A 25450-nucleotide genomic window follows, 5' to 3' on the forward strand; every position below is an offset into this window, starting at 1 on the left:
GTGCCTGCGTCAGCGCGCGAGCGAACCAGACTGGGCGCGCCATTGTCGAGGTGACAGATCGTTGTTGCGCCGGAACAAGCGAGTGAAGTAGCCCGCGTCCGGGATCCCGACCCGCCGGGCGATCTCACCGACCGGCAGATCCGTCTCGGCCAGCAACCGCCGCGCCTCGGTCATCCGCCGCTCGGTGATCCAGGCCTGCACGGTGCGTCCGGTGCGGCGGCGCACCACGGTGGTCAGATGCCCAGGGGTCATGCCGACCGCATCCGCCACATCGCGTAGCGACAGCGGTGCGGTGTGCCGCTGGTCGATCACATCGAACACCTCGGCGAGCAGCGGTTCGCCGCTGCGCCGCAAATCTCCCACCACGTCGGCGGCCAGCCGCGCGAGGTCGATCAGCAGCAGTGTCAGATGTGCCGACGCCGCCTGCCGATATCCCTCCTGTCGCTGTGCCAGCTCGACATCAATGGCGGCAATCGCATTGTCCCACAACGGTCTTCGTTCCACCGGGACCGTCAATTCCAGCACCCCACCCGAATGCTCGTGCAGGAATGGAAACAGCAACGGATGCGCTCGCCACGCGGGCCATGGCGCGCGTCCGGCATCGCCGAGCGTCGCGGGATCGAAGAACACCCCGACCGCGCCTTCGAACTCGTGCGGTGGCGCGGCCTCGATTACCTGACCTGCGGCGACGACGTACACCACACCGGCGGACCGGACGTAGAGCAATACCGGAAAGTTGTGAATATGCGGGCGGTGCCCGAGTCCGGCATGACGATCGAAGCGCAGCAGCGACACCGGCGGCGTGACCTGATCACTCCGATAGTCGTACACCGGAACACCACGGCGGTGCCGGACCACCCGGGTAGCCTCGGTCATGACACCGAAAATAGTCCAAATTCGGCCGACAATCACCCAATTATCAAGCTGGATCTGCGAGCACCATGAGAATCATGACCAAAGATCATCCACATTCGGTACTCAAAGCCATGGGCAACCAGCACGACTACCTGCCCGCAGCGGGTCGCGACGCACTGCTGCCCACCTACGATCTGCTCACCCGCCTGCTCGGCATGTACAAACTCCACGAAACCCTCGTCGCCCAAGCCGAACTCGAACCTGGTCAGCACGTACTGGAAATCGGCTGTGGCACAGGCAATCTCACTATGAAGGCCAAACGTGCCCAACCTGCCGCGGAGCTGATCGGATCCGATCCCGACCCGCTCGCACTCGCCCGCGCCGAGCGAAAGGCGAACGGCCTGAACGGAATCCGCTTCGAACGCGCCTACGCCCAGGAACTGCCGTATCCGGACCAAGAATTCGATCGCATCCTGTCATCGATGATGCTGCACCACCTCGAAACCGACATCAAAACCGCCGCACTGGCCGAAGCGCTGCGCGTCCTGCGCCCCGGCGGCAGCCTGCACATCCTCGATATCGGCGGCGAGGTGTCCCCGGACGACGGCCTGATGGCCCGGCTGCTGCTGCACAACCACCATGCCCACGACAACCTCGGCGACGGCATCCCTCAACTCCTGCGCACCGTGGGCTTCGACTGCACCGTGGTCGCCTCCCAACGTCACCGTCGCCTCGGTCGCGTCACCTTCTACCGCGGCACCCGCCCGAAGTAGCGCCGCGTCCAGCTGGCTTCTAGGCATCGAGATCCGTCGAGCGCAGTCACGTGGCGGTACTGCGGGGCGTGTCGTGCCGCGTTTCGACTGCGCTCGGCGAGCGAGCCGAACCTGACGTGCGGCAGCCCATCTGGACGGTGCCCTAGCCGAGGCGCTGGAGCACCCGCTCGACCAGTGCCGTATCGCAATGCTCGATCACCTCCGTGAGCTGGCCATGCGCGATCCGGAAAATGAAACAGTAGGTTTGCTCGTAAGGCTCGCCGCCGGTGGTGATGCCATGGCCGCGGACCTGGGCGACGACGCGGTCGTCTTCGGCGATCACGAAGTCGGCCGCGCTGCGGTACTCGGCGAACTGGGTCATCAGCGGCCGCAGAAGTTCGTTCAGCACAACCGTTTTCGATTCCCAGGTGCGCGACCACGACCAGTTCCCCGGAAAGATCCAGCGGAAGTCCTCGGCCATGGCCTCGCCCATCGCTCGGGTATTGCCCTGGGACATCTGCTCGAAGATACCCTCGATCAGTTTCTTGTTCGCTGCTGCACTCATAACATCCGACGCTAGGTACCGCCGAGATATGCAACAAGCGACAGTCTCGCATATTTGGTATGAGTAAGCAGCATGGGTGAGTTCACGATCGTCGGATTGCGAGTGGTCCGGGAGGCAGCCCGGAGCGGGTCGTTCTCGACGGCCGCGGAGAATCTGGGCTACACGCAGTCGGCGGTGTCCCGGCAGATCGCCCTGATGGAGCAGGCGGCGGGCCGGGTATTGTTCGAGCGCCACGCGCGCGGTGTGCAGACCACCGAGGCGGGCCGGATCGTGCTGCGGCATGCCGAAACGCTGCTCGGCGGGCTCGGCTCCGCGCGGCAAGAACTCGACGAACTCACCGCGCGTCCGCCCGCCACACTCCGAGTCGGCGCATTCTCGACCGCCATGGCCGCACTGGTGCCAAGGGCCATTGCCGTCACCGCATCGCGACTCGCGCGAGTACCGCTACGCGAAGGAACCAGTCCGCGATTGGTATCCGCAGTCGCGCGCGGTCGGCTTGATCTGGCGGTGGTGACCGAGACGCGGAATCTGCCCGCGGATACCGAGATCGAGCCACTCTTGGACGACCCGCTGCTCATCGCGGTCCCACCGGACCACGCACTCGCAGGCCATGCCAGTGTCACGCCCGCGCGGCTGCGCGGGGAACGCTGGATCGCGGGCAGCACCGAGGTGAGCAGCACCCTGCTCGGCGCATGGCGCGACGCCACCTGGGAACCGGAGATCGCCTTCGTCGCCCGCGACTGGTTCGCCAAGCTCGGGCTGGTCGCGGCGGGTATGGGCAGCACCGTGGTACCCGGAATCGCGGTGCCCGTCCTGCCGCCGGGCATCGCACTGGTCCGCATCGACCATCCCGCGGCGGTTCGCACGACGTGCGTCGTCTATCGAAGAGGCGACTCCCCGAGACAGATCTTCATCGAGGCACTGCGCGACGTCGCCGCCGACCTCGCCACCGAAGTCCGCCAGCGACTTCGATAGCCGACTTACATAGCCACGTGACCGAATTCGCAGCGGACCGACTCATGCTGAGTACTGTGATTTCGATGACACGGACTTCCGTCGAAATGCCGTTGCGCTCGCTCGTCGAGCACCTGCGGATCCGGGCGGCGGGGTGCGCCCGACGGTACGTGCTCGGCATCGCCGGTCCGCCGGGTGCGGGTAAATCCACGCTCTCCAAGGCCATTCGTGACGATCTGAACAACCGATCCGGTGCCCGGATCGCCGAGATCGCGCCGATGGACGGTTTCCACCTGCCCAATGCCGTACTGCGCGCGACGGCGAATCTGGAGCGCAAGGGCGAACCACACACCTTCGACGTGGCCGCCTTCGTGGAAACCCTGCACCGCTTACGCGATACCCCGCTCGGCGAGCCGGTGCCGTGGCCGACCTTCGACCGCGCCATCGAAGAACCGACCCCGGCCGGTGTCGTCTTCGATCGGCAGGAGATCGCCATTACCGAGGGCAACTACCTGCTGCTGTCCGACGGCGCCTGGTCGGGCGTCCGCGAATTCCTCGACGAGGTCTGGTACCTGGACGTGGCCCGCGAGGTGCTCGAACAACGCCTGCTGCGCCGCCACATTCGCGGCGGCCGCACCCCCGACGCCGCGAAAATCAAGGTGTACGACAGTGATCTACTCAATGCCGATCTGATCGCAGATACCAGGCACGGAGCCGACCTCGTGCTGCGTCAGCGTGGCGGCCGCTACTACGCCGCCGAGGGGTGATCTGCGCCGCGTCGCCGAATCACGCTGGAAGTGACATGATCTCGCTCGACAAATCGTGTCGAGGCACCGGGAGCAAGCGGGATGTGGGAGTACGAATACAGCGCGGAGACTGCGGTCGCACCGGAGGCGCTGTGGCGGTGCTGGTCGGATGTGGAGTCCTGGCCCGAATGGAACGAAGGGCTCGACGAGATCGAAATCGACGGCCCGTTCGAGGTCGGCACTTCGTTCACCATGACGCTCCCCGGCGGCGATACCGTGCGCATGCGCCTGGTGGAGATCGAACCCGGCGAACTGTTCACCGATGAAATGGACGGCGGCGATTTCACCGTCGTCACCGAGCACCGCCTGGAGCCGGTCGGCGAGGGGTGGACCCGCGTCGTCTACCGGACCGAGATCATCGGCGACGCCGCCGATACCGTCGGCCCCGAAATCGGTCCGGAGATCACCGCCGACTTCCCGGATGTCGTGGCCGCCCTGATCAAGACGGCGCAAGCGCTGGGCTGAGGCTCAGCGGTTGTCGCGGTACCAGCCGATCAGGGCGTCGGTGGACGAGTCCCCTTGCGGCTGTGGCTCTTCCGGAGACGTCAGCAAGGGGGCCAGCGCGAGCGCCTGCTGCTTGCCGAGTTCCACGCCCCACTGGTCGAAGCTATCGATGCCCCAGATGGTGCCCTCGACGAACACCTGATGCTCGTAGAGCGCGATCAACTGGCCGACCACCGAGGGTGTGAGCTGCGGCGCGAGGATCGTGGTGCTCGGCCGATTGCCCGGCATCACCTTGTGCGGCACCACCTTCGGATCGGTGCCTTCCGCCGCGATCTCCTCGGCAGTCTTGCCGAAGGCGAGCACCTTGGTCTGCGCGAACAGGTTGCTCATGAGGATGTCGTGCATGCTGCCGGTGCCGTCGATGGTGGGCAGATCAGCGGTGGGCTGGGCGAATCCGATGAAATCGGCCGGGATCAGCCGGGTGCCCTGGTGCAGTAGCTGGTAGAAGGCGTGCTGGCCGTTGGTTCCCGGTTCGCCCCAGAAGATTTCGCCGGTCGAGGTGGTCACCGGGGTGCCGTCGGCGCGTACCGATTTGCCGTTGGACTCCATGGTCAGCTGCTGCAGATAGGCCGGAAAGCGCGACAGATCGTTCGAATAGGGCAGCACCGCACGCGATTCCGCGCCGAAGAAGTTCGAGTACCAGATGCCGAGCAGGCCGAGCAGTACCGGACCGTTGCGGTCCAGCGGCTCGGTCGCGAAATGCCGGTCGACGGCGTGCATTCCGGCCAGGAATTCGGCGAAGCGCTCCTTGCCGATGGTCGCCATGACCGAAAGCCCGATCGCCGAATCCACCGAATAGCGGCCGCCGACCCAATCCCAGAAGCCGAACATATTCGCGGTGTCGATGCCGAATTCGGCGACTCGCTCGGCGTTCGTCGAGACGGCCACGAAGTGCTTGGCGACGGCATCCTCGCCGAGCGCGGCGACCAGCCAGCGCCGGGCCGCGGTGGCATTGGTCAGCGTCTCCAGCGTCGAAAACGTCTTGGAGGCAACGATGAACAGCGTGCTGGCCGGATCGAGTCCGTCGAGTTTCGCGAGCAGATCGGCCGGGTCGACATTCGAGACGAATCGGGCGCCGATCCCGGCATCGGCATAGTGTCGCAGCGCGCGGTGCACCATATCCGGGCCGAGGTCCGAACCACCGATGCCGATATTCACCACGGTCTTGATGCGCTCGCCGGTCGCTCCGCGCCACGCACCGGAGCGCAGCGCGTCGGTGAATTCGCCCATCCGCCGCAGCACCTCGTGCACCTCGGCGCCCGCATCCACGCCGTCCACGATGACCGATTCGCCCTCGGGCAGGCGCAGCGCGACGTGTTCGACCGCGCGGTCCTCCGAGGTGTTGATGTGGTCGCCGCGGTACATCGCGTCGCGTCGTTCGGCCACCCCGGCCTCATCCGCCAATTCGACCAGCAGATGCAGGGTTTCCCGGGTGACGCGGTGCTTGCTGTAGTCGATGTGCAGGTCCCCGACCTGGATGATCAGGTCGCGGCCGCGATCGGGATCCTCGGCGAAGAATTCACGCAGGTGTCGTCCGGCGACGGCGGCATGGTGCTCGTGCAGTTTCCGCCAGGCCGCCGATGCGGTGATGTCGCTGCTCACGTCCGCGAGGTTACAAGCACTCGATCGGGCGCGCAGGCAGGGACGGCATACTTTCGCCGATGTTGTCCTGACGGCTACCCCATGGCGATCATTCGCGTGTCGCTCGGACGGGGGTGCGACCCGCTCGAATAGGTCGGCGAATTTCGGATCGATGAGTCGAGGTGATGCGCGAGCGCGCGGCTTAGGCTGGGGTACATGGTGTCCGAACGCGAAGTACTCCAATCCGTGCCGACGCAACTGTGGATCGGCGGTCCCGTCGACGCCACCGGGGGCGGCACCTTCCCAGTGCACAATCCGGCCGACGGACAGGTGCTGGCCGAAGTCGCCGACGCCACGCCGGAAGATGCCGTGCGCGCGCTCGACGCGGCCGTCGCGGTGCAGGCCGAATGGGCGGCGACACCGTCGCGGGAGCGCGGCGAGATCCTGCGCCGGGTCTTCGATCAGCTGACCGCGCGCGCCGAGGAATTCGCGCTGCTGATGACGCTGGAGATGGGCAAGGCGCTGCCGGAAAGCCGCAACGAGGTGCGCTACGGCGCAGAATTCTTCCGCTGGTTCAGCGAGGAAGCTGTGCGGGTACACGGGCGCTACTTGCACGCGCCCTCTGGCACCGGGCGGATCATGGTGCACAAGCAGCCGGTCGGGCCGTGTCTGGCCATCACGCCGTGGAACTTCCCGCTCGCCATGGGCACCCGCAAGATCGGACCCGCGCTGGCCGCGGGCTGCACGATGATCGTCAAGCCCGCATCGGCTACACCGCTGACCATGCTGGCGCTGGCCAAGCTGTGCAGTGAGGCGGGGCTGCCGGACGGGGTGCTCTCGGTGATCACCTCCAGCCGTTCCGGCGCCGTCACTCAGCCGCTGCTCGACGATCCGCGACTGCGCAAGCTCACCTTCACCGGATCCACCGAGGTCGGCAAGAAGCTGGTGGAGAAGTCGGCGAACGGACTGCTGCGCACCTCGATGGAACTCGGCGGCAACGCACCGTTCGTGGTCTTCGACGATGCCGATATCGACGCCGCCGTACAGGGCGCGATGCTGGCCAAACTGCGCAATGGCGGCGAGGCGTGCACCGCGGCCAACCGCTTCCACGTGCAGAACGGCGTGCTGGAGGAGTTCACCACCAAACTCGTCGAGGCGATGTCGAATACGGTCCTCGGGCCGGGTACCGATCCGAACACCACGCTCGGCCCGCTGATCAACGAGGAGCAACTCGATACCGTCAGCGAACTGGTCGATGACGCGGTGGCGGTCGGCGCGCAGGTCCGCCTCGGCGGAAAGGCGCCCGGCGGCCCAGGCTGGTTCTATCCCGCGACCATCCTCAGCGAGGTCCCCGCGAATGCTCGGATCCTGCGCGAGGAGGTCTTCGGCCCCGTCGCCCCCATCGTCGGCTTCGACACCGAGCAAGAGGGCCTCGCCGCCGCCAACAACACCGAATTCGGCCTGGTGAGCTACGTCTACACCCGCGATCTCGACCGCGCCCTGCGCATCGCCGAGGGCATCGAATCCGGCATGGTCGGCATCAACCGCGGCGTGATTTCCGATCCCGCAGCACCTTTCGGTGGCGTCAAGGCGTCCGGCTTCGGCCGCGAAGGCGGTATCGAGGGTATCGAGGAGTACTTGTCCACAAAGTACATCGCCCTCACCTGACCCGCAGACATGAAACGACCGCCCCGGGGTGGAATACACCCGGGGCGGCCTTGTGGAAGGCGGCGATCTCGCGAACGCCGCGTGGTTCGATTGTGCCGCTAGTGGCGGCCGGAGACGCTCAGTGGCCGAGTCGGCCGCGGCCGAGGCGCAGCAGCAGCATGGCGAGGGTGTGTCCCTCCTGGCCGAGTTCGCTGAAGCGCTCGAGCACCTTCATCTCACGACTGTGTACGAGGCGGGGGCCGCCGGAGGCCATGCGCGTGCGACCGATGATCCGGGAGATCTCGGTGCGGCGCTTGACGGCTGCCAGAATTTCCGCGTCGAGCTGGTCGATCTCCTTGCGGAGCTTGTCGATCTCGGCCTCGGTGTGGGGCAGAGCCGAATCGGACCCGGTCGTGGCGGGGGTGCTCATCATTCATCTCCTCGTGTCAGAACATGGATCGGCCGGTGAGCCGAGCTCGTTACCGATCGGTTCTTTCACCGTGTAAAACAAACCTGATAGGTCTTGCAATCCTCCCCCCAGGCAGCGCGCTCAGGTACAAAGCCCGCGATCACGATATCCGGCCGTCAGCCGAATCGGATACTTCGCGGCGGTCGCGCAGGTCATATGGGCCAGTCTGCCACGGGGCCGAAGCAATGCAAAACACCTCATTTTGTGAATCTCCCGAGTAAGGCTTGCACGTTGCGACGCCCGTGTCGACCCGGGGTGGTTCACCTCCCTGTGTCGACCCGGGGTGGTTCACCTCCCCGTAGCGACTGCTTGCAGTTCGCTCGAAACGATCAGCTCGCTGAATGGACACCGATGTCGACCGGGACTTCATCTCTGTCGGTGCCCGCCGGTAGCGTGGATGGGCGATGGACATCACGGTGGCTCCCAAGACGCAGGCCGGGCGGACTCGGCACCAGGATTCAGCCCAGAAACCGCAGGTCGACGCTGCTCGCACCGAGGAGATGGGCGAGTCTGCCGTGCCCACCGCGGCGGGGGTTCCGCACCCGGCCACCGATGATGCGTCGCGGCGTGTCGCGGACGACAAGCACCGTGTCGAACAAGAAAAGCGCCGCGCCGAACGTGAGCAACGTCGCGCGGAGGAGGCCGAGCGGCTGCTCGACGGTCTCAACCCGCAGCAGCGCGCCGCGGTCGTACACACCGGTGCGCCGCTGCTGATCGTCGCGGGCGCGGGTTCGGGCAAGACCGCCGTGCTCACCCGGCGCATCGCCTACTTGCTGGCTGCTCGGGGCGTTACCCCTGGTCAGGTCCTGGCCATCACCTTCACCAATAAGGCCGCTGCCGAAATGCGCGAGCGGGTGAGCGGCCTGGTCGGTCCGCGCGCGAACAATATGTGGGTCTCGACCTTCCACTCCAGCTGTGTTCGCATCCTGCGCATGCAGGCCGCGCTGCTGCCCGGCCTGAATTCCAATTTCTCCATCTACGACGCCGACGATTCCCGGCGGTTGCTCACCATGATCAGCCGCGACTTCGATATCGACGTCAAGAAATATTCGGCGCGGCTGCTGGCCACCGCCATCTCGAATTTGAAGAACGAGCTCATCGGGCCCGAGCAGGCCACCGCCGATGCCGAAACAGACGAAACCGAACTGCCCGGACTCGTCGCCCGCGTGTACACCGAATATCAGCGCCGGTTGCGTTCGGCGAACGCACTCGACTTCGACGATCTGATCGGCGAAACGGTGGCGCTGCTGCAGAACCATCCGCAGGTCGCCGAGTACTACCGTCGCCGGTTCCGGCATGTGCTGGTCGACGAGTACCAGGACACCAACCACGCCCAGTACACCCTGGTCCGCGAGCTGGTCGGGCATCACGCGCAAGAGCAGGCCGAAGACGCGGTCGAGCCGAGCGAACTGTGCGTCGTCGGTGACGCGGACCAGTCCATCTACGCCTTCCGCGGCGCGACGATCCGCAATATCGAGGAATTCGAACGCGACTTCCCGGATGCGGAAACCATTCTGCTGGAACAGAACTACCGCTCCACCCAGAACATCCTGTCCGCCGCCAACGCGGTGATATCGCGCAATGAGAAGCGCCGGGACAAGCGGCTGTGGACCGATTCCGGTGAGGGCGATCTGATCACCGGTTACGTCGCCGACAACGAGCACGACGAGGCCTCGTTCGTGGCCCGCGAGATCGACCGGCTGGTGGACGCGGGCGATGCCAACTACAGCGATGTCGCGGTCTTCTACCGCACCAACAACAACTCCCGCGCGCTGGAAGAGATCTTCATTCGCATGGGACTGCCCTACAAGGTGGTCGGCGGCGTGCGCTTCTACGAGCGCAAGGAGGTGCGCGATATCGTCGCGTACCTGCGCGTGCTCGACAATCCGGAGGACACGGTGAGCCTGCGCCGCATCCTCAACACCCCGCGCCGTGGCATCGGCGACCGGGCCGAGGCCTGTGTGGCCGTGCATGCCGAACAGCGCGGCATCGGTTTCGCCGAGGCACTGCACGATGCGGCCGATGGCAAGGTGGCGCTGCTGAATACGCGGGCGCAGCGCGCGATCGCCGGATTCCTCGACCTGCTCGAAGAGGTGCGGGCGGCCGGTGCGCAGGCGGATCAGGATTTCCCCGACCTCGGCAATATGGTCGAGGCGGTACTCGACCGCACCGGCTACCGGGCCGAGTTGGAGGGCTCCGACGATCCGCAGGACGGTGCCCGGCTCGACAACCTGAACGAATTGGTGAGCGTCGCGCGGGAATTCAGCTCCGAGGCATACAACAATGCCGAGGCTGCCCGGGAAGAGGGACTGGTGCCGGAGGTGGCCGAGGGCGAACCCGACCCGGGCTCGCTCGCCGCCTTCCTGGAACGCGTCTCGCTGGTGGCCGATAGCGATCAGCTGCCCGAGGAGGGCAGCGGCGTGGTCACCATGATGACGCTGCACACCGCCAAGGGCCTGGAATTCCCGGTGGTCTTCGTGACCGGTTGGGAGGACGGGCAGTTCCCGCATATGCGCGCACTCGGCGATCCGACCGAACTGGCCGAGGAACGCCGCCTCGCCTACGTCGGCATCACCCGGGCGCGGCAGCGGCTCTACGTCACCCGCGCGGTGGTGCGCTCCGGCTGGGGGCAGCCGGTCTCGAATCCGGAATCCCGCTTCCTGCAAGAGATACCGGCCCACCTCGTCGACTGGAAGCGGTTGGAGCCGAAGGGTTCCCCGCTCACCCGCGGCATCCGCCGCCGCGGTGACGACGACGGCCTGGAACACGACTGGACCCGCGACGGCTGGAACCAGCAGCGCCCGGGTGTCAGCGACCGGGCCCCGCGCCGCCCCGCACCCGGCGGCGCAAGCCGCAACAATGCCAATCTCGTACTTGCGGTTGGCGATCGAGTCAGCGATGACAAGTACGGCCTCGGCCGCGTGGTAGCCGCCGAAGGCTTCGGGCCCCTGGCGACCGTCACCATCGACTTCGGCACCGCAGGCAAGATCCGTCTCATCCCGCAATACAGCCGCACCCTGGTCAAGCTCTGATAGGGGCCTTCCGCCCCTGATCTAGCGACGATGTTGTCGGTAGCGTGCGCGACATGGAAACCGTCGCGCAATACCTGCTGTGGTTGCTTCCGATGCTGTGGCTCGGCATGGTGCTGGCCATCTCGTTCCTGGAAGCGCCGCTGAAGTTCCGGGCGCCGGGCATCACCGTGCCACTCGGCCTGGGCATCGGGCGGCTGGTATTCCGGGCGCTGAATATCGTGGAGACGGTCCTCGCCGCCCTGTTGATCGTGGCGACCCTGGTTGTCGCACCCAGCGGTGCCGTTCGGATCTGGCTCGGCATCGCCGCCGCGATCCTCGCCGTCCAACTCCTCGCGGTCCGGCCACTGCTGACCCGCCGCTCGAACCGCGTGCTCGCGGGCGCGGAGCTACCGCGCTCGCACGCTCACTATTGGTATGTGGGGTTGGAGGTAGTCAAGGTCGTGGGCTTGGTCGGACTGGCAATCGCCGCCGCGCCGTAGCCCCGGCTTCAGTGCTTGACCGTCCCGCGTCGGATTGGGCACCCAAACGCGCGGTGTTGGGCCGGGATACGAGGTGACTGCCGTTGGCGGCATCGAAGCCATCGGACTGGCAATCGCTGCCGCGCCGTGGCCCGGGCTTCAGTGCCTGCCCGTTCCGCCTCGGAGCGGGTGCATAAGCGGGCGGCGTCTGGCCGGGATACACAGGTGACTGCCGTTGGCGGCATCGAAGCGACAGCCGTTGGCCAGACAACTCCGGGTCGTCGAAACCGGCGGCGGCTACCACGCCAACGAGCGCCGAAATGGGACAGCGGCAACAGCCTTATCGCCGCAGTGCCCCCTCGACAACTAACTACCAGCTGGTCGCATGTTCACCATGCGCTGGTGGAGTGGGTCTCTCGACCGATGCTGTCGTCAGCGCATGGGGAACATCTGACCAATACCAGATCTGGGTCGTCGATACCGAGGGTCGCCAGCGGGAGTGGCGGCCAGCTGGACCGGCCATCTCTTCGAAGAGGGCTCGGAGTACGTCGAAGGCGATTCCTGGTGAGTCTCTGGGGTGAGGGGCTCGGGGCCGTTGGTGAGGGGTCAGTCGCGTTCCTGGCCGAGGCTGATGCCGCGGGTGGCGAGCCAGGGGAGAGGGTCGATGCGGTCGGTGCCATTGAGCCAGACCTCGAAGTGGCAGTGCGGGCCGGTGGATTCGCCGCGGTTGCCGACGGTGGCGATCTCGTCGCCCGCGATGACGTGCTGGCCTACCGAGACCAGTGCGGTGTTGATGTGGCCGTACACCGTGACGGTGCCGTCGTCGCCGCGCATCCGTACCCACATGCCGAAACCCGCTGCCGGGCCGGCGTCGATGACGGTGCCGTCCTCGACCGCGTAGATCGGTGTGCCGATGGGGGCGGCGACGTCGACACCGGGATGCAGCACGCCCCAGCGCTCGCCGTAGCCGGAAGTGAAGGTGCCCGAAGCGAACTTCGTGAACAGCGGCCGCAGCTTCGCCTCCACCTCCGCCGCCAGATCCTGCGCGAACTTATCGCCGTTCTCCAGCACATCGGAGAACTGCCCGAGGTTCGTCGGTGTGGCCGTGTCGAGCAACTCCGGTGTCGTCGGCAGGTCACCGCTCACCGGCTCCAACGCCTGCTGCTGCCCGACGGCCTGCAATTCCGCTGTCTGCGGCGACTTTTCACTACCCGCCGCCAAATTCTGCCCCGCAGCCACAATCGCCCCCGCCGCCACCGCAATAACCGCAGCCCGCCCCTTCAACGCCCGTGGCGGCGCAGGCACCCGATGCGCACCACTTCGCCGCTTCCGCCGCCCGGCCGAATCGGCAGGGGCCCCCGCCCGCCCCTCGACATCCCGAGCGCTGCCCCCGAAATCGCTATCACCCCGAGCCCCACCGCGATTCCGCAAAGCGTCGTCGCGCCGAGCGACATCGCGATCCTGGAGCGCGATCCCATCCCACTCCACGCCCTCATCGAACCCGCGCCAGTCGGCATTGCCCGCGTTGTAAAGCAGACTGTCGCCGTAATCGTGGTTTGCGTCGTAGTGCTGGCGTGCATCGTGCTCTTGGCGCGCATCGGCACTCAGGCTTGTCTCCTGACTCCCGCCTATGCCTTCGCCCTGGCTTTCGCCGTGGTGCTGGATAGCGTGGCCGTTCCAGTCCAGGCTCTTATCGCGGTCGCCGTGCAGCTGGCGCCAGCCGCGATTACCCATGCCGTGGTCCAGGCTGTTGCCGTAATCCGGGCTTGCGCCGTACTGGCTCGCGCTGTGATCCTGGTGTGCGCCGTGGTCCTCGCGTGCGTTGTGATCCTGGTGTCCGCCGTGGCCCTGGTGTGCGCTGTGGTGTCGGCTTGTGCCGTCGCTCTGGCTTGTGTCGTATTCCTGGCTTGCGCCGTCGCCGATCCAGCTCGAGTCCCGATCGTGGTCGCCGCCGGGCTCGCGCCAGCCGCCGTTGCCCGTACCGTTGTCCAGGCTGGTGCCGTGATTCTGGCTTTCCTGGCTCGGACTTGCGCTGTGATCCTGGCCAGTGTCGTAATTCCGGCTGGCGTCGCTGTTCCAGGTTGCATTCTGCTCGTGGCGGTCGCCGAGCTCGTGCCAGCCGCCGTTGCCCGTGCTGTAGATCAGGCCGTGGCCGACATCCTGGCTTATTTCGTAGTTCTGGCTTGCGTCGTGGTCCTGGCGTGTGCCCTCGCCCTGACTCTTGCCGTGATTCCGGGGCACGCGGCCGTACCGGTCCAGACCTTGGTTGCGGCCGTCGGGGAACCCGTGCCAGTCGGCATTGTCCGTGCTGTAGATCCAGCTCCCGCCGTAATCCAAGTCCGCGTTGTAGCCCCTGCCTGCGGCGTGATCCTGGATGGCACTGCCGTTCCAGTCCAGGCTCTCATCGCGGCCGTCGGGGAACCCGTGCCAGCTGCCGTTGCCCGCGCTGTAAAGCGGGCTATCGCCATAATCCTGGTGTGCGTCGTTGATCTGGCCAGCGCCCTGATCCTGGCCTGTGCTGTAGCCCTGCCCAGCGTGATACTGGCCGTCGCCGTCGTAGCTCTGCCACGTGCGGTCCTGCCACGCGGCGTAATTCCGTCCCCCGCGGTAGCTCTGAATACCACTGTCGAACGGTGAATCCGTTTGCGACCATTGATCATTCAGCTGCCAGGATTCGGCGCCGTTCGACTGCCCTGAAGATTGCCAAGGATTATCTGGATAATGCTGAACCGGCACCTCTTGCTCATTGGAGCCCGATAGCCACTCTCGCGTCATCGCGGTAACCGCATCACACCACTGGTGCGCCCGAATTGTCCTGAATGCGAGGGAAGTTCGAAAGTTCCTGGTCTTCGAGTGTCGTGGACGGCGCTCGGGGTGTTCGCAACGCGCATGGAGATATCTATCCTCCGGTCACAACTACGGAAGGGGAGCGGGTCCATCGACGGTAACGAATCGATAGCGGTACCGCAACCAGTCGTCCGATGAATCCTATTGCCGCACTTTGAATTCGGCTCCAAGCGCGCAAAGATGCACCGACCCCAAAGGGAGTCCCCTGTCCGGAAAATGAATCAGTCGCGCTGCGGGCCCAAGCTGATACCGCGCGTTGCCAACCACGGCAGCGGATCGACCTTGTCGACACCGTTCAACCACACCTCGAAATGGCAGTGCGGGCCGGTGGAGAAACCACGGTTGCCGATGGTGGCGATCTGATCGCCGGCCAGCACGCGCTGACCCTGCGATACCGTCGCGGTGTCGATGTGACCGTAGATGGTGACGGTCCCGTCATCGTGCAGCAGTCGCACCCACATACCGAATCCGGATGCCGGACCTGCTTCGAGCACGGTGGCGTCGGCGACGGCGTAGATCGGAGTCCCGATCGGGCCCGCGATATCGACGCCCAGATGCTGTACGCCCCAGCGGGCGCCGAATCCGGAGGTGAAATTGCCTGCCGCGAATTTGGTGAACAACGGGCGGAGTTTCGAGGCCTCCTGCGCCGCCAGATCGTCGGCGAACTTCTGCCCCTTTTGCAGCATGTCGCCGAACTGACCGAGATTGGTCGGCGCCGAAACATTGAGCACCTGAGGCGAATCCGGCGACGTATTCGGATCGGCCACGCTGACCGACTGCGCCGCGATTTCGTGAATCTGTCCGGCGGCCTCGTAATCGACAGCCTGCGAAGGCTGTTCGGGCGAGGCGAAGGCGGCCTGTCCGGCGGCGACCACCGCACCCGCGGCGACCGCGACGACCGCGGCGCGGCCCTTGAGCGAGGCGGGCGGTGCGGGCATCCGATGCGCCCCACCGTTACCGCGGTTCGCCCTGCGGCCCGGGATCACAGTGGGCCGGGCCGGCCCTTCCGGATCCTCGGATTCCCAGGAAGAGTCGCTACCCTCCCACGATTCGCCATCCCAGGACTCGTCGGCGTCCCAGGACCCGTCCGCCTCCGGCGTCCATGCCGCCTCGGAATCGGCGTTCCAGGTCTCGTTGCCCTCGGGGGTCCAAGAATCTTCGGACGCCCACGCGCCGCCACCGGCCCAGGAATCGCCTTGCGCCCAGGCCTGCGACTGTCCCCACGAATCAACTTGTGGCGACGAGTCGGCCCGCGACTGCCCCCAAGCGGAATCGGACTGTGCCCAAGAATCATTCGCACTCAACGAGCTGTCCTCATGTCCGCCGGTCGCATATCGATGCCCACCGGCACGCCGCGACGAAGTCCCGAACGGGTCTACCGCAGCACTGGAATGTCCACCGAATCCCTCGTCATCATCGGACCGGTAACGATGTCCGGAGTGAGCGCGATTTTCGGTTGCGAAGGTCGAGCGATGGTTCATCGGTGGTGCCACATCATCGAGCGAGAGATCACGGTGTCGAACTGCCTGGTCAGAGGCGTTAAGGAACGGCTCTCCGTCTGCGGAGTGCTGTGCTGCGTCAAGCTTGCCGTCCTCCTAGTCGTGACCGTGTTGTGACATCGACCGCAATTACGGTAACGAAACGATTGCGGGGTCCGCAAGCGCTACGTGCGATCAATCCAAACATGTGAGATTGATCACCGTAACGCATCGGAATATCTCACTGCGATCGGGGCACGCGGGTGAGGCGAAGCGACGACGAACCGTAGTAGAAGGCCCTCGGCCGACCGGTTCGGCGGCTCTACCTGGCGCGCCGTCAGCAACCTACTGGCGAGTAGCCTTGGCCAGGCGTTTTCCCGCCCTGGGCGGCACCCCGTGACCTGCGCCACTTAGGATGAACGTGGCCGTCTGGCCCTCCATGTGACTGGTTAAAGTCCGACCCGACCCGCTTCCGACGTCGGGCCGCCAACAAAGACGTTGTCATCACAACGCAGACGAGACGGTGAGTACATGGATCTCTTCGAATATCAGGCGAAGGAGCTCTTCGTTAAGCACGGAGTGCCTTCGTCCGAGGGCCGCGTCACGGACACGGCCGAGGACGCCCGCGCCATCGCGGCGGAAATCGGCAAGCCGGTGATGATCAAGGCCCAGGTGAAGGCCGGTGGCCGCGGCAAGGCGGGTGGCGTCAAGTTCGCCGCCACTCCGGACGACGCGTTCACGCACGCGCAGAACATCATCGGCCTGGATATCAAGGGCCACATCACCAAGAAGATCCTTGTCGCCGAAGCCAAGGACATCGCGGAGGAGTACTACATCTCCTTCCTCCTGGACCGCTCCAACCGTACCTACCTGGCCATGTGCTCGGTCGAAGGTGGTATGGAGATCGAAGAGGTCGCCGCGACCAAGCCCGAGCGCCTCGCCAAGGTGCCCGTCGACGCCGTCAAGGGTGTCGACCTCGCGTTCGCCCGCTCGATCGCCGAGCAGGGCCACCTGCCCGCCGACGTGCTCGACGCCGCGGCCGTGACCATCCAGAAGCTCTGGGAGGTGTTCATCGGCGAGGACGCCACCCTGGTGGAGGTCAACCCGCTGGTCCGCACCCCCGACAACGAGATCCTCGCGCTCGACGGCAAGGTCACCCTGGACGAGAACGCCGAATTCCGCCACGCGGACCACGAGGCCTTCGCGGACAAGGACGCCACCGATCCCCTGGAGCTCAAGGCCAAGGAGAACGACCTCAACTACGTCAAGCTCGACGGTGAGGTCGGCATCATCGGCAACGGTGCGGGTCTGGTCATGTCCACCCTCGACGTGGTCGCCTACGCGGGCGAGAACCACGGCGGCGTCAAGCCCGCCAACTTCCTCGACATCGGTGGTGGCGCCTCGGCCGAGGTGATGGCCGCCGGCCTCGATGTCATCCTGGGTGATGCCCAGGTCAAGAGCGTGTTCGTCAATGTTTTCGGTGGTATCACCGCCTGTGACGCGGTCGCCAACGGCATCGTGAAGGCGCTGGAAATCCTTGGTGCCGAAGCGAACAAGCCGCTGGTCGTCCGTCTCGACGGCAACAAGGTGGACGAGGGTCGCAAGATTCTCGTCGATGCCGCGCATCCGCTGATCACACTTGCGCAGACAATGGACGAAGGCGCCGACAAGGCCGCCGAACTGGCAGCGGCCAAGTAAGGAAACCGGAAATGTCTATCTTCCTCAACAAGGATTCCAAGGTCATCGTCCAGGGCATCACCGGCGGTGAGGGCACCAAGCACACCGCGCTGATGCTCAAGGCCGGCACCCAGGTCGTGGGCGGCGTCAATGCGCGCAAGGCGGGCACCACCGTCGCGCACACCGACAAGGACGGCAACGCGGTCGAGCTGCCGGTGTTCGGCAGCGTCGCCGAGGCCATCAAGGAGACCGGCGCCGACGTCTCCATCGCCTTCGTGCCGCCGAAGTTCGCCAAGGATGCCATCATCGAGGCCATCGACGCGGAGATCCCGCTGCTCGTGGTCATCACCGAGGGCATTCCGGTGCAGGACACCGCGTACGCGTGGGCCTACAACGTGGAGAAGGGCAACAAGACCCGGATCATCGGCCCGAACTGCCCCGGCATCATCACCCCCGGCGAGTCGCTGGTCGGCATCACCCCGGCCAACATCACCGGTAAGGGCCCGGTCGGCCTGGTGTCGAAGTCCGGCACCCTGACCTACCAGATGATGTACGAGCTGCGTGACTTCGGCTTCTCCACCGCCATCGGCATCGGCGGCGACCCGGTCATCGGCACCACCCACATCGACGCCATCGAGGCGTTCGAGAAGGACCCGGAGACCAAGCTGATCGTGATGATCGGTGAGATCGGCGGCGACGCCGAGGAGCGGGCCGCGGCCTACATCAAGGCCAATGTCACCAAGCCGGTCGTCGGCTACGTCGCGGGCTTCACCGCTCCCGAGGGCAAGACCATGGGCCACGCGGGCGCCATCGTGTCCGGTTCGGCCGGTACCGCCCAGGCGAAGAAGGATGCGCTCGAGGCCGCCGGGGTGAAGGTCGGCAAGACGCCGTCCGAGACCGCCGCGCTGGCGCGGGAGATCCTGGAGAAGGCAAGCGTCACCGCCTGATTCGCTGATCGAACGAAGGCCGCCATCCCGATCGGGATGGCGGCCTTCGGCGTTGTGTCAGAAGAAGTGGACTATCGAAGCGATTCCGAAGACGAGGCTGTACACCGCGAACGGCAGCAGTGAATTCGATTTGAAGTAGCGCTCCAGGAAGCGGACCGCCAGATACGCCGCACCGCCCGCGACAATCGATCCGACCAGCACCTGACCGAGAATGCCGTCGCCCTGCGGACCCGCCAGCGTCGGCAGCTTCAGCACGCCCGCCGCCAGAATGACCGGAGTGGCAAGCAGGAAGGCGAATTTCGCCGCGTCCTCATGGTCCAAACCGCGCAGCAGGCCGCCGACCATTGTCATGCCGGAGCGGCTGATGCCCGCGCATAGTGCGCCTGCCTGCGAGACACCGATGATCAACGCGTCCTTGGCCGACAGATCGCCCAGGCCGGTCGGCTCCTCCTCCGCCGTCGCGACGAAGTATCCATCTTCGATGGCCTTGGCCCGTGCCTCGGACTCGGCGAAGCGGCGGCCATAGTCGGACAGCGTCGGCTGGCTGCGGCGGCGCATTACCTCACCGGTGACGAGCACGACTCCGTTCAACGTCAGAAACAAGCCCGCCGCAAGGGGTTTCGCGAACAAGGTGCGCAACGGATGTTCCAGCAGCAACCCGAGAACGCCGACCGGCGCGGTCGCCAGGACCACCAGCCACGCCAGGCGCTGTGTCGAGGTTTCGATCCGGCGGGTGCGCAGTGTGGTGAGGAAACCGGTCACGATCTCGACCCAGTCGCGCCGGTAGAACACCAGCAGCGCGATCGCCGTCGCCACATGCAGCCCGACCACGAAGGCGAGATACGGTGTGCCGGAATCGGAATCGCCCTGGGTGACCAGATCGCTCCAGGACCCACCCAGCCACGCGGGCGCCAAAACGGAATGACCCAGGCTGGAAATCGGGAACAGTTCGGTTATGCCTTGCAGTGCGCCGATAACAACGGCTTGGGTGTAGGTGAGCATCGCCTGACAGCTTGGCACGCCCAACCCGCCACGACACCGCCCTGAAACAGACCTGTGTCCGTTTTGGAATGCTTGTCGCAGTGGGGGTTTCAGTCGGTGGTCTGGATCGCTGCGGTCGCCCCGGCCGATCCGGCTCCGCTGTCGCGTCGTGGCCCCGCCAGCATGTCGAGATCGATGGTGAGCGGAAGCGGAGACTCGAGCTGCACGACACCGGTCATACGTGGTGCGATCTCGTATTTGCCGGTGTCATTGTTCAAGCGGTACACCGTCAAGCCGATCGATTCGAGATCCACGATGTCGATCACCCAGTAGTGCGGAATGCCATTGGCGGCGTACTCGCCTGCTTTGGTCGCATAGTCGCGAACTGCCGACTCGTCCGAGGAAGCGATTTCGATGGCCAGTGCGATCTGCTCACTGCGGATACGTGCCTGCGAGTCGATGTCGACCTGCGTGACGACGATATCGGGCACTCGCCGCTGGGAGCGTCCGACGGGCAGCTCCGCCTCGATTTCGGCGAAGGCTTCCCATCCCGGGGGCAACTGACCATCGAGCTGAAAGACCAGCCTCATGATGGCGCGGCTATGGGGAGGCGCGGGGCGAGCGTTCACGAGCAAGAGTCCGTTCTCGATCTCGTAACGATGGCTGGTGTCGGTCGGCAGAGCGTCGAATTCTCGCACGCTGATCGGCCGCCCGTGCGGGATCGGCACCATTTCGACTGTCATCGATCCGCCTCCGTGCCTTGTCGCCTTGTGCGCCGTGGGGAAGTACCCGGTTTTGCGTGCACACAAAACATTAGCGTGCACGCAGACCAATGATCGCATCCATATTTGGGACCGAGGGTCCCCGGCTGAGTGACCTGGTCTCGAATGGGGACGCTGAGCGGGCCGGGCGCAGCGTGGCGCAGGCATGACACTGAAGCCGCTACAACTGCTAGGGATACCCTGCCCGGTGGCGATGGTTGCCAGGTCGGAGCGGCGGCTGGGCACTGGTGCCCCGCCACTGACATGCTGTGTGGCGTGGATGTGCTGGTGTTGGGCCCAGTGCAGTTTTGGGCAGGCGAAGACATTGTCGCCATCGATCGGCAACTGGAGCGTGCGTTGCTGGTGCGGTTGGCGTTGGCGAACGGTGTGCCGGTTCCGGATGGGCGGCTGGCCGAGGATCTGTGGGGTGCGGACGTCGAGCGGCCGGTGCAGCGGCTGCGGGTGGTGGTTTCGCGGCTGCGGGCGGCGCTCGGGGCGCATGCGGAGGTCATCGGACGGACGCCTGCCGGATATCACGCGAGCTCGAGGGCATCGGATCTGGTGACCGCGGAGGCGGCGGCGCAGCGGCTGTATGCCGCGCGCCGGGCTGGTGACCATGCCGTTGTCGCGGCGGCCGCGCGAGAGGCGCTGGGGTTGTGGCGTGGAGCCGCGCTGGCCGATCTGCGCAGCGTTGCGTATGCGGCGGCCGAGGGGGATCGGCTCGATGATTGGCGCCTGTCGCTGACCGTGGCAGGGCTGGAGGCCAATCTGGAATTGGGCGCGGCGGGGGAGGTCGTCACCGAGCTGACCGGCCTGGTGGCGCGTTATCCGCTGCACGAGCCGCTCTCGGGTCTGCTGGCATTGGCGCTGTATCGCACTGGGCGGCAAGCGGACGCACTCGACCGGCTGGCCCGCCTGCGCCGGAATCTCGCCGACGAACTCGGTGTCGACCCGGCACCGGAGACAGCCGCGCTGGAACTGCGCATCCTCGACCACGATCCGACCCTGCGTCCCACGAATGCCGCACCGATCCCCACAACCCCCGTCGCTACCGAACCAGCAACCGACGCACCCCACCCTGACCCGGTCGTCTCGGCCCCGGCGACCAGTTTTATCGGCCGCGGCCGCGAATTCGACACCCTCGGCACCCGCCTCACCGAACCCGGCCTGACCACCCTGGTCGGCGTCGCAGGCAGCGGAAAGTCCCGCCTCGCAGCCGAACTCGCCCGCGCCGCCGCCAACTCCGGCCGCCCGGTCGCCTTCGTCGAACTGGCACCCCTGGCCCGAGCCGAGGACGTGCTGCCCGCGGTCCTCGCAGTACTCGAGACAAATGGCCTGACCGAAGACATTCCGATCGACCCCGACGACCCATTGCCGGGAATCGTTGCGGCGCTGGGTACTTCGGGAACCGCAGATGATTCCGGTGCTCGCGGGGATTCGGGCGCGCCAGGTGCTGCGGCAGCGATGGGTGATTCGCGTGACCCCGAGCGCGCAAATGCGGGTCCGTCGAATGACTCGGGCATCCGAGGTGGTTCGGGTGCGCGCGGAGACGGCGCGCTTGATCCGTCGCATGCGCGGGGCGACTCGCGTGCACTGCATGACCTCATGGCGTCGACGAATTCGGCCGCCGCCAGCGGTAACGCGCAGCAAGTCTTGTTGATCCTCGACAATGCCGAGCACCTGATCGAGCCGGTTGCTGAATTGGCGACTGCCGCAGCCGGTTCCAGCATCTTGATCACTTCGCAGCGAGCACTGGGAGTGGCGGGCGAGTCGATCTATCCGCTGGGTCCGCTGGAACGTGGCAATGGCGTCGCACTGTTCACCGAACGTGCCGGATTGCACGGTTTGGTCACCGTCGATGAGCGAGCGGAACTGGTACGGATCTGCGCGGCGGTGGATTGGCTGCCACTGGGGATCGAATTGGCCGCAGGTCTCACTCGGACGCTCACGATTTCGCAACTCGCGCAGCGCATCGATGATCGGGTGCGGCTGTTGGTCGGCGGGGCGCGGGATGCCGGGGGAGGGCGGCATACGAGTCTGCGGGTGGCCCTGGATTGGAGTTATGAACTGCTGGCCGAACGGGAGCGGGCGGTCCTGCGCAGGCTCGGGGTATTCGCGGGCGGGTGCACGCTGGAGGCGGCCGAAGCTGTGACGCCCGCAGCGGATCTCGAAGACGGCGATATCGCGCCCGCACTCGCGGATCTGGTGAACCGAAGCTTGGTGACGGTCCAGAACTACGGTGCGACAAGACGATTCGTACTCTTGGAGACCGTCCGCGACTACGCACTCGCACAACTGGCGCAAACCCACGAGATCGATCCGCTACGTGCCCGGCACGTGGCCTGGTGTCTCGATCTGGTGCGCGACATCGGCGAGCCCGACGATTTCGCAACGGCCGAATCCGTGGCCGCGGTGTTCGCCGAATGGCCGAATATTCTGGCCGCGCTCGAAAACGCACCCGGAACACCGAGAGCCGCCGCCGGTTTACGACTCGCCACCGCAATGCACGTCCCCTGGCTGGCCAGGGCCTGGTTCCGCGAGGCTCGACGCCACTACGGGGCACTGATCGAGTCACTGCCCGCCGACACTTCGCAGGCCGAATTGGCGCAGGCGCTGAGTCATTACGGCTTCCACACCCTGATGACCGGCGACTTCGATTCCGCCGCAGCACAATTGGCCAGAGCAAGCGAACTCGCCGTGCCGCTGGACGACATCGAACTCGCCCAGACCGTGCGCTACTACCAGGGCATCGTCGATATCGAACGGGCCAGACTCCCGGAGGCGGTCGAGCGCCTGCGCGAGGGGGAGCGGCTGGCGGTGCGCGTCACCCAGGCCTCATCCTTCGCCGACGCACTCGGCACCGCACTGTTGTATTCGGGTGACGCGGCAGGCGCACTCGCCGCGTATCAGCGCTCCACCGAGGTCGACCGGGCCAATGGCGACGAGCACAGCCTCTCCCGTGGCTTGAGCAATCAGGCCAAGGCGCTGCTCGATCTGGGCCGCACCGAGGACGCACTCGCGATGGTCGAAGAATCCGACCGCTACGCCCGCCGCCTCGACGATCGACAGATCCTGCCGCTCAACGACCTCACCCGTGCCGCGGTAGCGCTGGCCGCCGGACAACTCGACGCCGCCGAATCCTATTGCCGCTCCGCCCTGGCCCACGAAGAGGAGGCCGGTCTGGCCCGGCTCGAACTCGCCGACGTCCTCATCGCCAAGGGCGAATTCGACGAGGCCGCAGGACTGCTCGCGGAACACGACGCGGCGGCTCCCGGCGGCGTCCCTGCACTCGCCGCCCGCGCGATCGAAGTCGCGCTGCGGCATGTCCGAGGCGACCCGGACGGCGAGTTGGTCGAGCGCACTCGGTCCGCCTACCAGACCAGTGGTTTCGGCTGGCAGCGCTATCTCAACAGACTCGAAAAACCGGGCACTACCTCGTGAAATGCGGATGAAATCGCGCTGAGACGGCCGCACGGGACTCTGGTCATCGCCAAAGGAACCAACCAGAGAAAAGGCGCAGACAATGAGCATGAATCGCATCCGCCCCGCCCGCATCGCGGCCATCGCCGCCCTCACCGTCGCCGGCTTCATCGGCGGCATCGCCCCCGCCGTAGCCGGCCCGTTCGGCACCGGATCGGCCCAGGCCCAGCCGGGCAACCTCGGCCCTTTCGAATACGAACACCAGTGCCTCGCTCGCGGCAACGAGGGCATCCGTACCGGCGAATGGCAGGACTTCGACTGCGTCGGCAGCTACGGCGCCTGGTATGTCGTGCCCCGCTGATCACTTGGGGCGCACAGGAGGGGATTCGGCCCGGAGCAGCTTGCTCCTGGCCGAAGTGCGTTCCCATCGGAGGTGGTAGCGCAGAATTGTTATCGGTCGGCGCAGATCCGCAAAGGACCAGCGTATGCGCCATTTTTCGGCCGACCGGCCAGTTGGTCAAGGGTGACCCGGGCAAGCGAGTGCAGTAGCGTCAGGTAGAGATCCAGCCGTTCAGACGACGTACGACTCGACCTAGGAGACGACCACCATGTCATACCCGACCGGGGGCTCCGGGTACAACGCACCCGCGACGCCACCCGCACCTGCAAGCTCCGGCCAATCGGCTGGTACCGGCACCGAGTCCACCGCGAAGGGCCTGCCGTATTTCCTGGTGGTCGGTGTCGCCGCGCTCGGTGTGATCAACTTCCTGCTCGGCTTCCTCCCGTTCTTCGGCCAGAAGCCGCGGGAAGTGCGTGGTGTCACGGTCGAGGGTAATGACACGCTCAGTCTCTTCCAGTATTTTGGCGCGGCGGGACTGCTGGCCATCCTGCTGCTCGGCGGCCTGCTCGCCGGACTTTCGTTGCTGCCCAAGCAGAATTGGACCGGCGCCGCGGCCGCGGCATCCGCGGCCGGTTTCCTCGGGACGCTGTTCCTGTCCTTCACCACGCCCGACGATCTGAACGTCGAGCTGAAGTGGGGCGCGTACGTGCTGCTATTCCTCGCGCTCGTGCAGACGGCCGTCGCGGTCGTCGCCGTGCTCTTCGAATCCGGCATCCTGACCCCGCCCGCACCCAAGCCCGCCACTCCGCAGGCCCCGCCGAGCGGTTTCGGTTCCGGCGGTTACGGCCAGCAGGGTGCGTTCGGACAGGGGCAGCCCTCAGCCTTCGGTCAGGGGCAGCCGAGCCAGTACGGTCAGCCGGGTCAGTTCGGCCAGAGCCAGCCGGGTCAGTACGGCCAGGGCGCCCCGCAGTACCAGTCGCAGCAGCCCTACGGTCAGAGTCAGCCGAGCCAGCCGACCTACGGCCAGGGCCAGCAGCCGTCCTACGGCCAGCAGCCGCCCGCCTATGGTCAGCAGCCCGGATACGGTGCGGCGCAGCAGGGCTCGCCCTACGGTTCGTCGCCCGCCGCGCAGCCGCGCCCGGATGAGAGTGCCACCCAGCACTTCGGGACCCCGCAGTCCGGACAGCAGTACGGCACACCGGGTTTCGGTCAGGGTCAGCAGGGTCAGCAGAACCAGCCGTTCGGCGGTGAATCCGGTTCGGACCCGTCCTCGGACGCCACCCACGCATTCCGTCCGGACGAGAACAAATAGTTCGTCGGCTCTCCCGGCGCGCCCCAGAACGGGTCGGCGCGCCTGACCCGCTCGCGCCGGGGGA

Annotated in this window: 20 protein-coding genes; 12 read left to right on the top strand and 8 right to left on the bottom strand. The window is 66.1% G+C overall.

Annotation, left to right across the window (positions count from 1 at the left end):
- Positions 1 to 9: 9 nt before the first annotated feature.
- Positions 10 to 876 (bottom strand): helix-turn-helix transcriptional regulator, encoded by an 867-nt coding sequence (locus tag ACQPZ2_RS06720; RefSeq protein ID WP_433524762.1) that lies wholly within the window; start codon positions 874 to 876, stop codon positions 10 to 12.
- Between the two features lie 74 nt (positions 877 to 950).
- On the opposite strand from ACQPZ2_RS06720, the gene ACQPZ2_RS06725 reads away from it, so the two are divergent.
- The gene (locus tag ACQPZ2_RS06725) at positions 951 to 1628 is read left to right on the top strand and encodes a class I SAM-dependent methyltransferase (RefSeq protein WP_433524763.1); all 678 of its coding nucleotides are present in this window, start codon (positions 951 to 953) and stop codon (positions 1626 to 1628) included.
- Between the two features lie 142 nt (positions 1629 to 1770).
- On the opposite strand, the gene ACQPZ2_RS06730 is transcribed toward ACQPZ2_RS06725, so the two are convergent.
- A complete protein-coding gene (locus ACQPZ2_RS06730) occupies positions 1771 to 2172 on the bottom strand; it encodes a nuclear transport factor 2 family protein (protein ID WP_433524764.1) in 402 nt (133 codons plus the stop codon).
- 72 nt (positions 2173 to 2244) lie between these two features.
- Between ACQPZ2_RS06730 and ACQPZ2_RS06735 the strand changes: the two genes are divergently transcribed.
- The 3 genes from ACQPZ2_RS06735 (at position 2245) to ACQPZ2_RS06745 (ending at position 4397) form a co-directional block, all read left to right on the top strand.
- Positions 2245 to 3147, top strand: a complete 903-nt coding sequence (locus tag ACQPZ2_RS06735; RefSeq protein WP_433524765.1) for a LysR family transcriptional regulator — start codon at positions 2245 to 2247, stop codon at positions 3145 to 3147.
- Positions 3148 to 3212: 65 nt separating this feature from the next.
- Positions 3213 to 3893 carry a nucleoside/nucleotide kinase family protein gene (locus ACQPZ2_RS06740; RefSeq protein WP_433524766.1) on the top strand — a complete coding sequence of 227 codons (681 nt, stop codon included), beginning with the start codon at positions 3213 to 3215 and terminating at the stop codon, positions 3891 to 3893.
- A gap of 81 nt (positions 3894 to 3974) precedes the next feature.
- Positions 3975 to 4397, top strand: a complete 423-nt coding sequence (locus ACQPZ2_RS06745) for an SRPBCC family protein (protein ID WP_433524767.1) — start codon at positions 3975 to 3977, stop codon at positions 4395 to 4397.
- A gap of 3 nt (positions 4398 to 4400) precedes the next feature.
- Here the strand turns inward: ACQPZ2_RS06745 and pgi are convergent, their stop codons facing one another.
- Complete coding sequence (gene pgi / locus ACQPZ2_RS06750; RefSeq protein ID WP_433524768.1) at positions 4401 to 6038, bottom strand: glucose-6-phosphate isomerase; 1638 nt, start codon at positions 6036 to 6038, stop codon at positions 4401 to 4403.
- Positions 6039 to 6233: 195 nt separating this feature from the next.
- Between pgi and ACQPZ2_RS06755 the strand changes: the two genes are divergently transcribed.
- Positions 6234 to 7685 carry an NAD-dependent succinate-semialdehyde dehydrogenase gene (locus tag ACQPZ2_RS06755; RefSeq protein ID WP_433524769.1) on the top strand — a complete coding sequence of 484 codons (1452 nt, stop codon included), beginning with the start codon at positions 6234 to 6236 and terminating at the stop codon, positions 7683 to 7685.
- Between the two features lie 118 nt (positions 7686 to 7803).
- Here ACQPZ2_RS06755 and ACQPZ2_RS06760 read toward each other — a convergent pair whose 3' ends face one another.
- On the bottom strand, positions 7804 to 8094 hold the full coding sequence (locus tag ACQPZ2_RS06760; protein ID WP_397056570.1) for a chorismate mutase: 291 nt from the start codon (positions 8092 to 8094) through the stop codon (positions 7804 to 7806).
- Between the two features lie 443 nt (positions 8095 to 8537).
- Here ACQPZ2_RS06760 and pcrA point away from each other — a divergent pair, with 443 nt between their 5' ends.
- A complete protein-coding gene (gene pcrA / locus ACQPZ2_RS06765) occupies positions 8538 to 11165 on the top strand; it encodes a DNA helicase PcrA (protein ID WP_433524770.1) in 2628 nt (875 codons plus the stop codon).
- 53 nt (positions 11166 to 11218) lie between these two features.
- Complete coding sequence (locus ACQPZ2_RS06770) at positions 11219 to 11644, top strand: hypothetical protein (protein WP_433524771.1); 426 nt, start codon at positions 11219 to 11221, stop codon at positions 11642 to 11644.
- 585 nt (positions 11645 to 12229) lie between these two features.
- Here the strand turns inward: ACQPZ2_RS06770 and ACQPZ2_RS06775 are convergent.
- Both ACQPZ2_RS06775 and ACQPZ2_RS06780 read right to left on the bottom strand, forming a co-directional pair.
- On the bottom strand, positions 12230 to 13255 hold the full coding sequence (locus ACQPZ2_RS06775; RefSeq protein ID WP_433527345.1) for a M23 family metallopeptidase: 1026 nt from the start codon (positions 13253 to 13255) through the stop codon (positions 12230 to 12232).
- Between the two features lie 1436 nt (positions 13256 to 14691).
- Positions 14692 to 15774: a M23 family metallopeptidase gene (locus tag ACQPZ2_RS06780; RefSeq protein ID WP_433524772.1), complete on the bottom strand. Its 1083-nt coding sequence runs from the start codon at positions 15772 to 15774 to the stop codon at positions 14692 to 14694.
- Positions 15775 to 16479: 705 nt separating this feature from the next.
- On the opposite strand from ACQPZ2_RS06780, the gene sucC reads away from it, so the two are divergent.
- Positions 16480 to 17646: an ADP-forming succinate--CoA ligase subunit beta gene (gene sucC, locus ACQPZ2_RS06785; RefSeq protein WP_063036868.1), complete on the top strand. Its 1167-nt coding sequence runs from the start codon at positions 16480 to 16482 to the stop codon at positions 17644 to 17646.
- An 11-nt stretch (positions 17647 to 17657) separates the two neighbouring features.
- Positions 17658 to 18572 (top strand): succinate--CoA ligase subunit alpha, encoded by a 915-nt coding sequence (gene sucD, locus ACQPZ2_RS06790; RefSeq protein ID WP_364340945.1) that lies wholly within the window; start codon positions 17658 to 17660, stop codon positions 18570 to 18572.
- 57 nt (positions 18573 to 18629) lie between these two features.
- Here sucD and ACQPZ2_RS06795 read toward each other — a convergent pair whose 3' ends face one another.
- Entirely contained in the window at positions 18630 to 19574 is a 945-nt protein-coding gene (locus ACQPZ2_RS06795) for an undecaprenyl-diphosphate phosphatase (RefSeq protein WP_433524773.1), read from the bottom strand.
- Between the two features lie 89 nt (positions 19575 to 19663).
- Positions 19664 to 20296, bottom strand: a complete 633-nt coding sequence (locus tag ACQPZ2_RS06800; RefSeq protein ID WP_433524774.1) for a Uma2 family endonuclease — start codon at positions 20294 to 20296, stop codon at positions 19664 to 19666.
- A 294-nt stretch (positions 20297 to 20590) separates the two neighbouring features.
- Here ACQPZ2_RS06800 and ACQPZ2_RS06805 point away from each other — a divergent pair, with 294 nt between their 5' ends.
- The 3 genes from ACQPZ2_RS06805 (at position 20591) to ACQPZ2_RS06815 (ending at position 25386) form a co-directional block, all read left to right on the top strand.
- Entirely contained in the window at positions 20591 to 23755 is a 3165-nt protein-coding gene (locus tag ACQPZ2_RS06805) for an AfsR/SARP family transcriptional regulator (RefSeq protein WP_433524775.1), read from the top strand.
- 82 nt (positions 23756 to 23837) lie between these two features.
- Complete coding sequence (locus tag ACQPZ2_RS06810; protein ID WP_433524776.1) at positions 23838 to 24095, top strand: hypothetical protein; 258 nt, start codon at positions 23838 to 23840, stop codon at positions 24093 to 24095.
- A gap of 247 nt (positions 24096 to 24342) precedes the next feature.
- Entirely contained in the window at positions 24343 to 25386 is a 1044-nt protein-coding gene (locus tag ACQPZ2_RS06815; protein WP_433524777.1) for a DUF5336 domain-containing protein, read from the top strand.
- Positions 25387 to 25450: the final 64 nt, after the last annotated feature.

Origin of the sequence: Nocardia pseudovaccinii (genome assembly GCF_050942345.1) — a bacterium.
Taxonomy (GTDB): domain Bacteria; phylum Actinomycetota; class Actinomycetes; order Mycobacteriales; family Mycobacteriaceae; genus Nocardia; species Nocardia pseudovaccinii.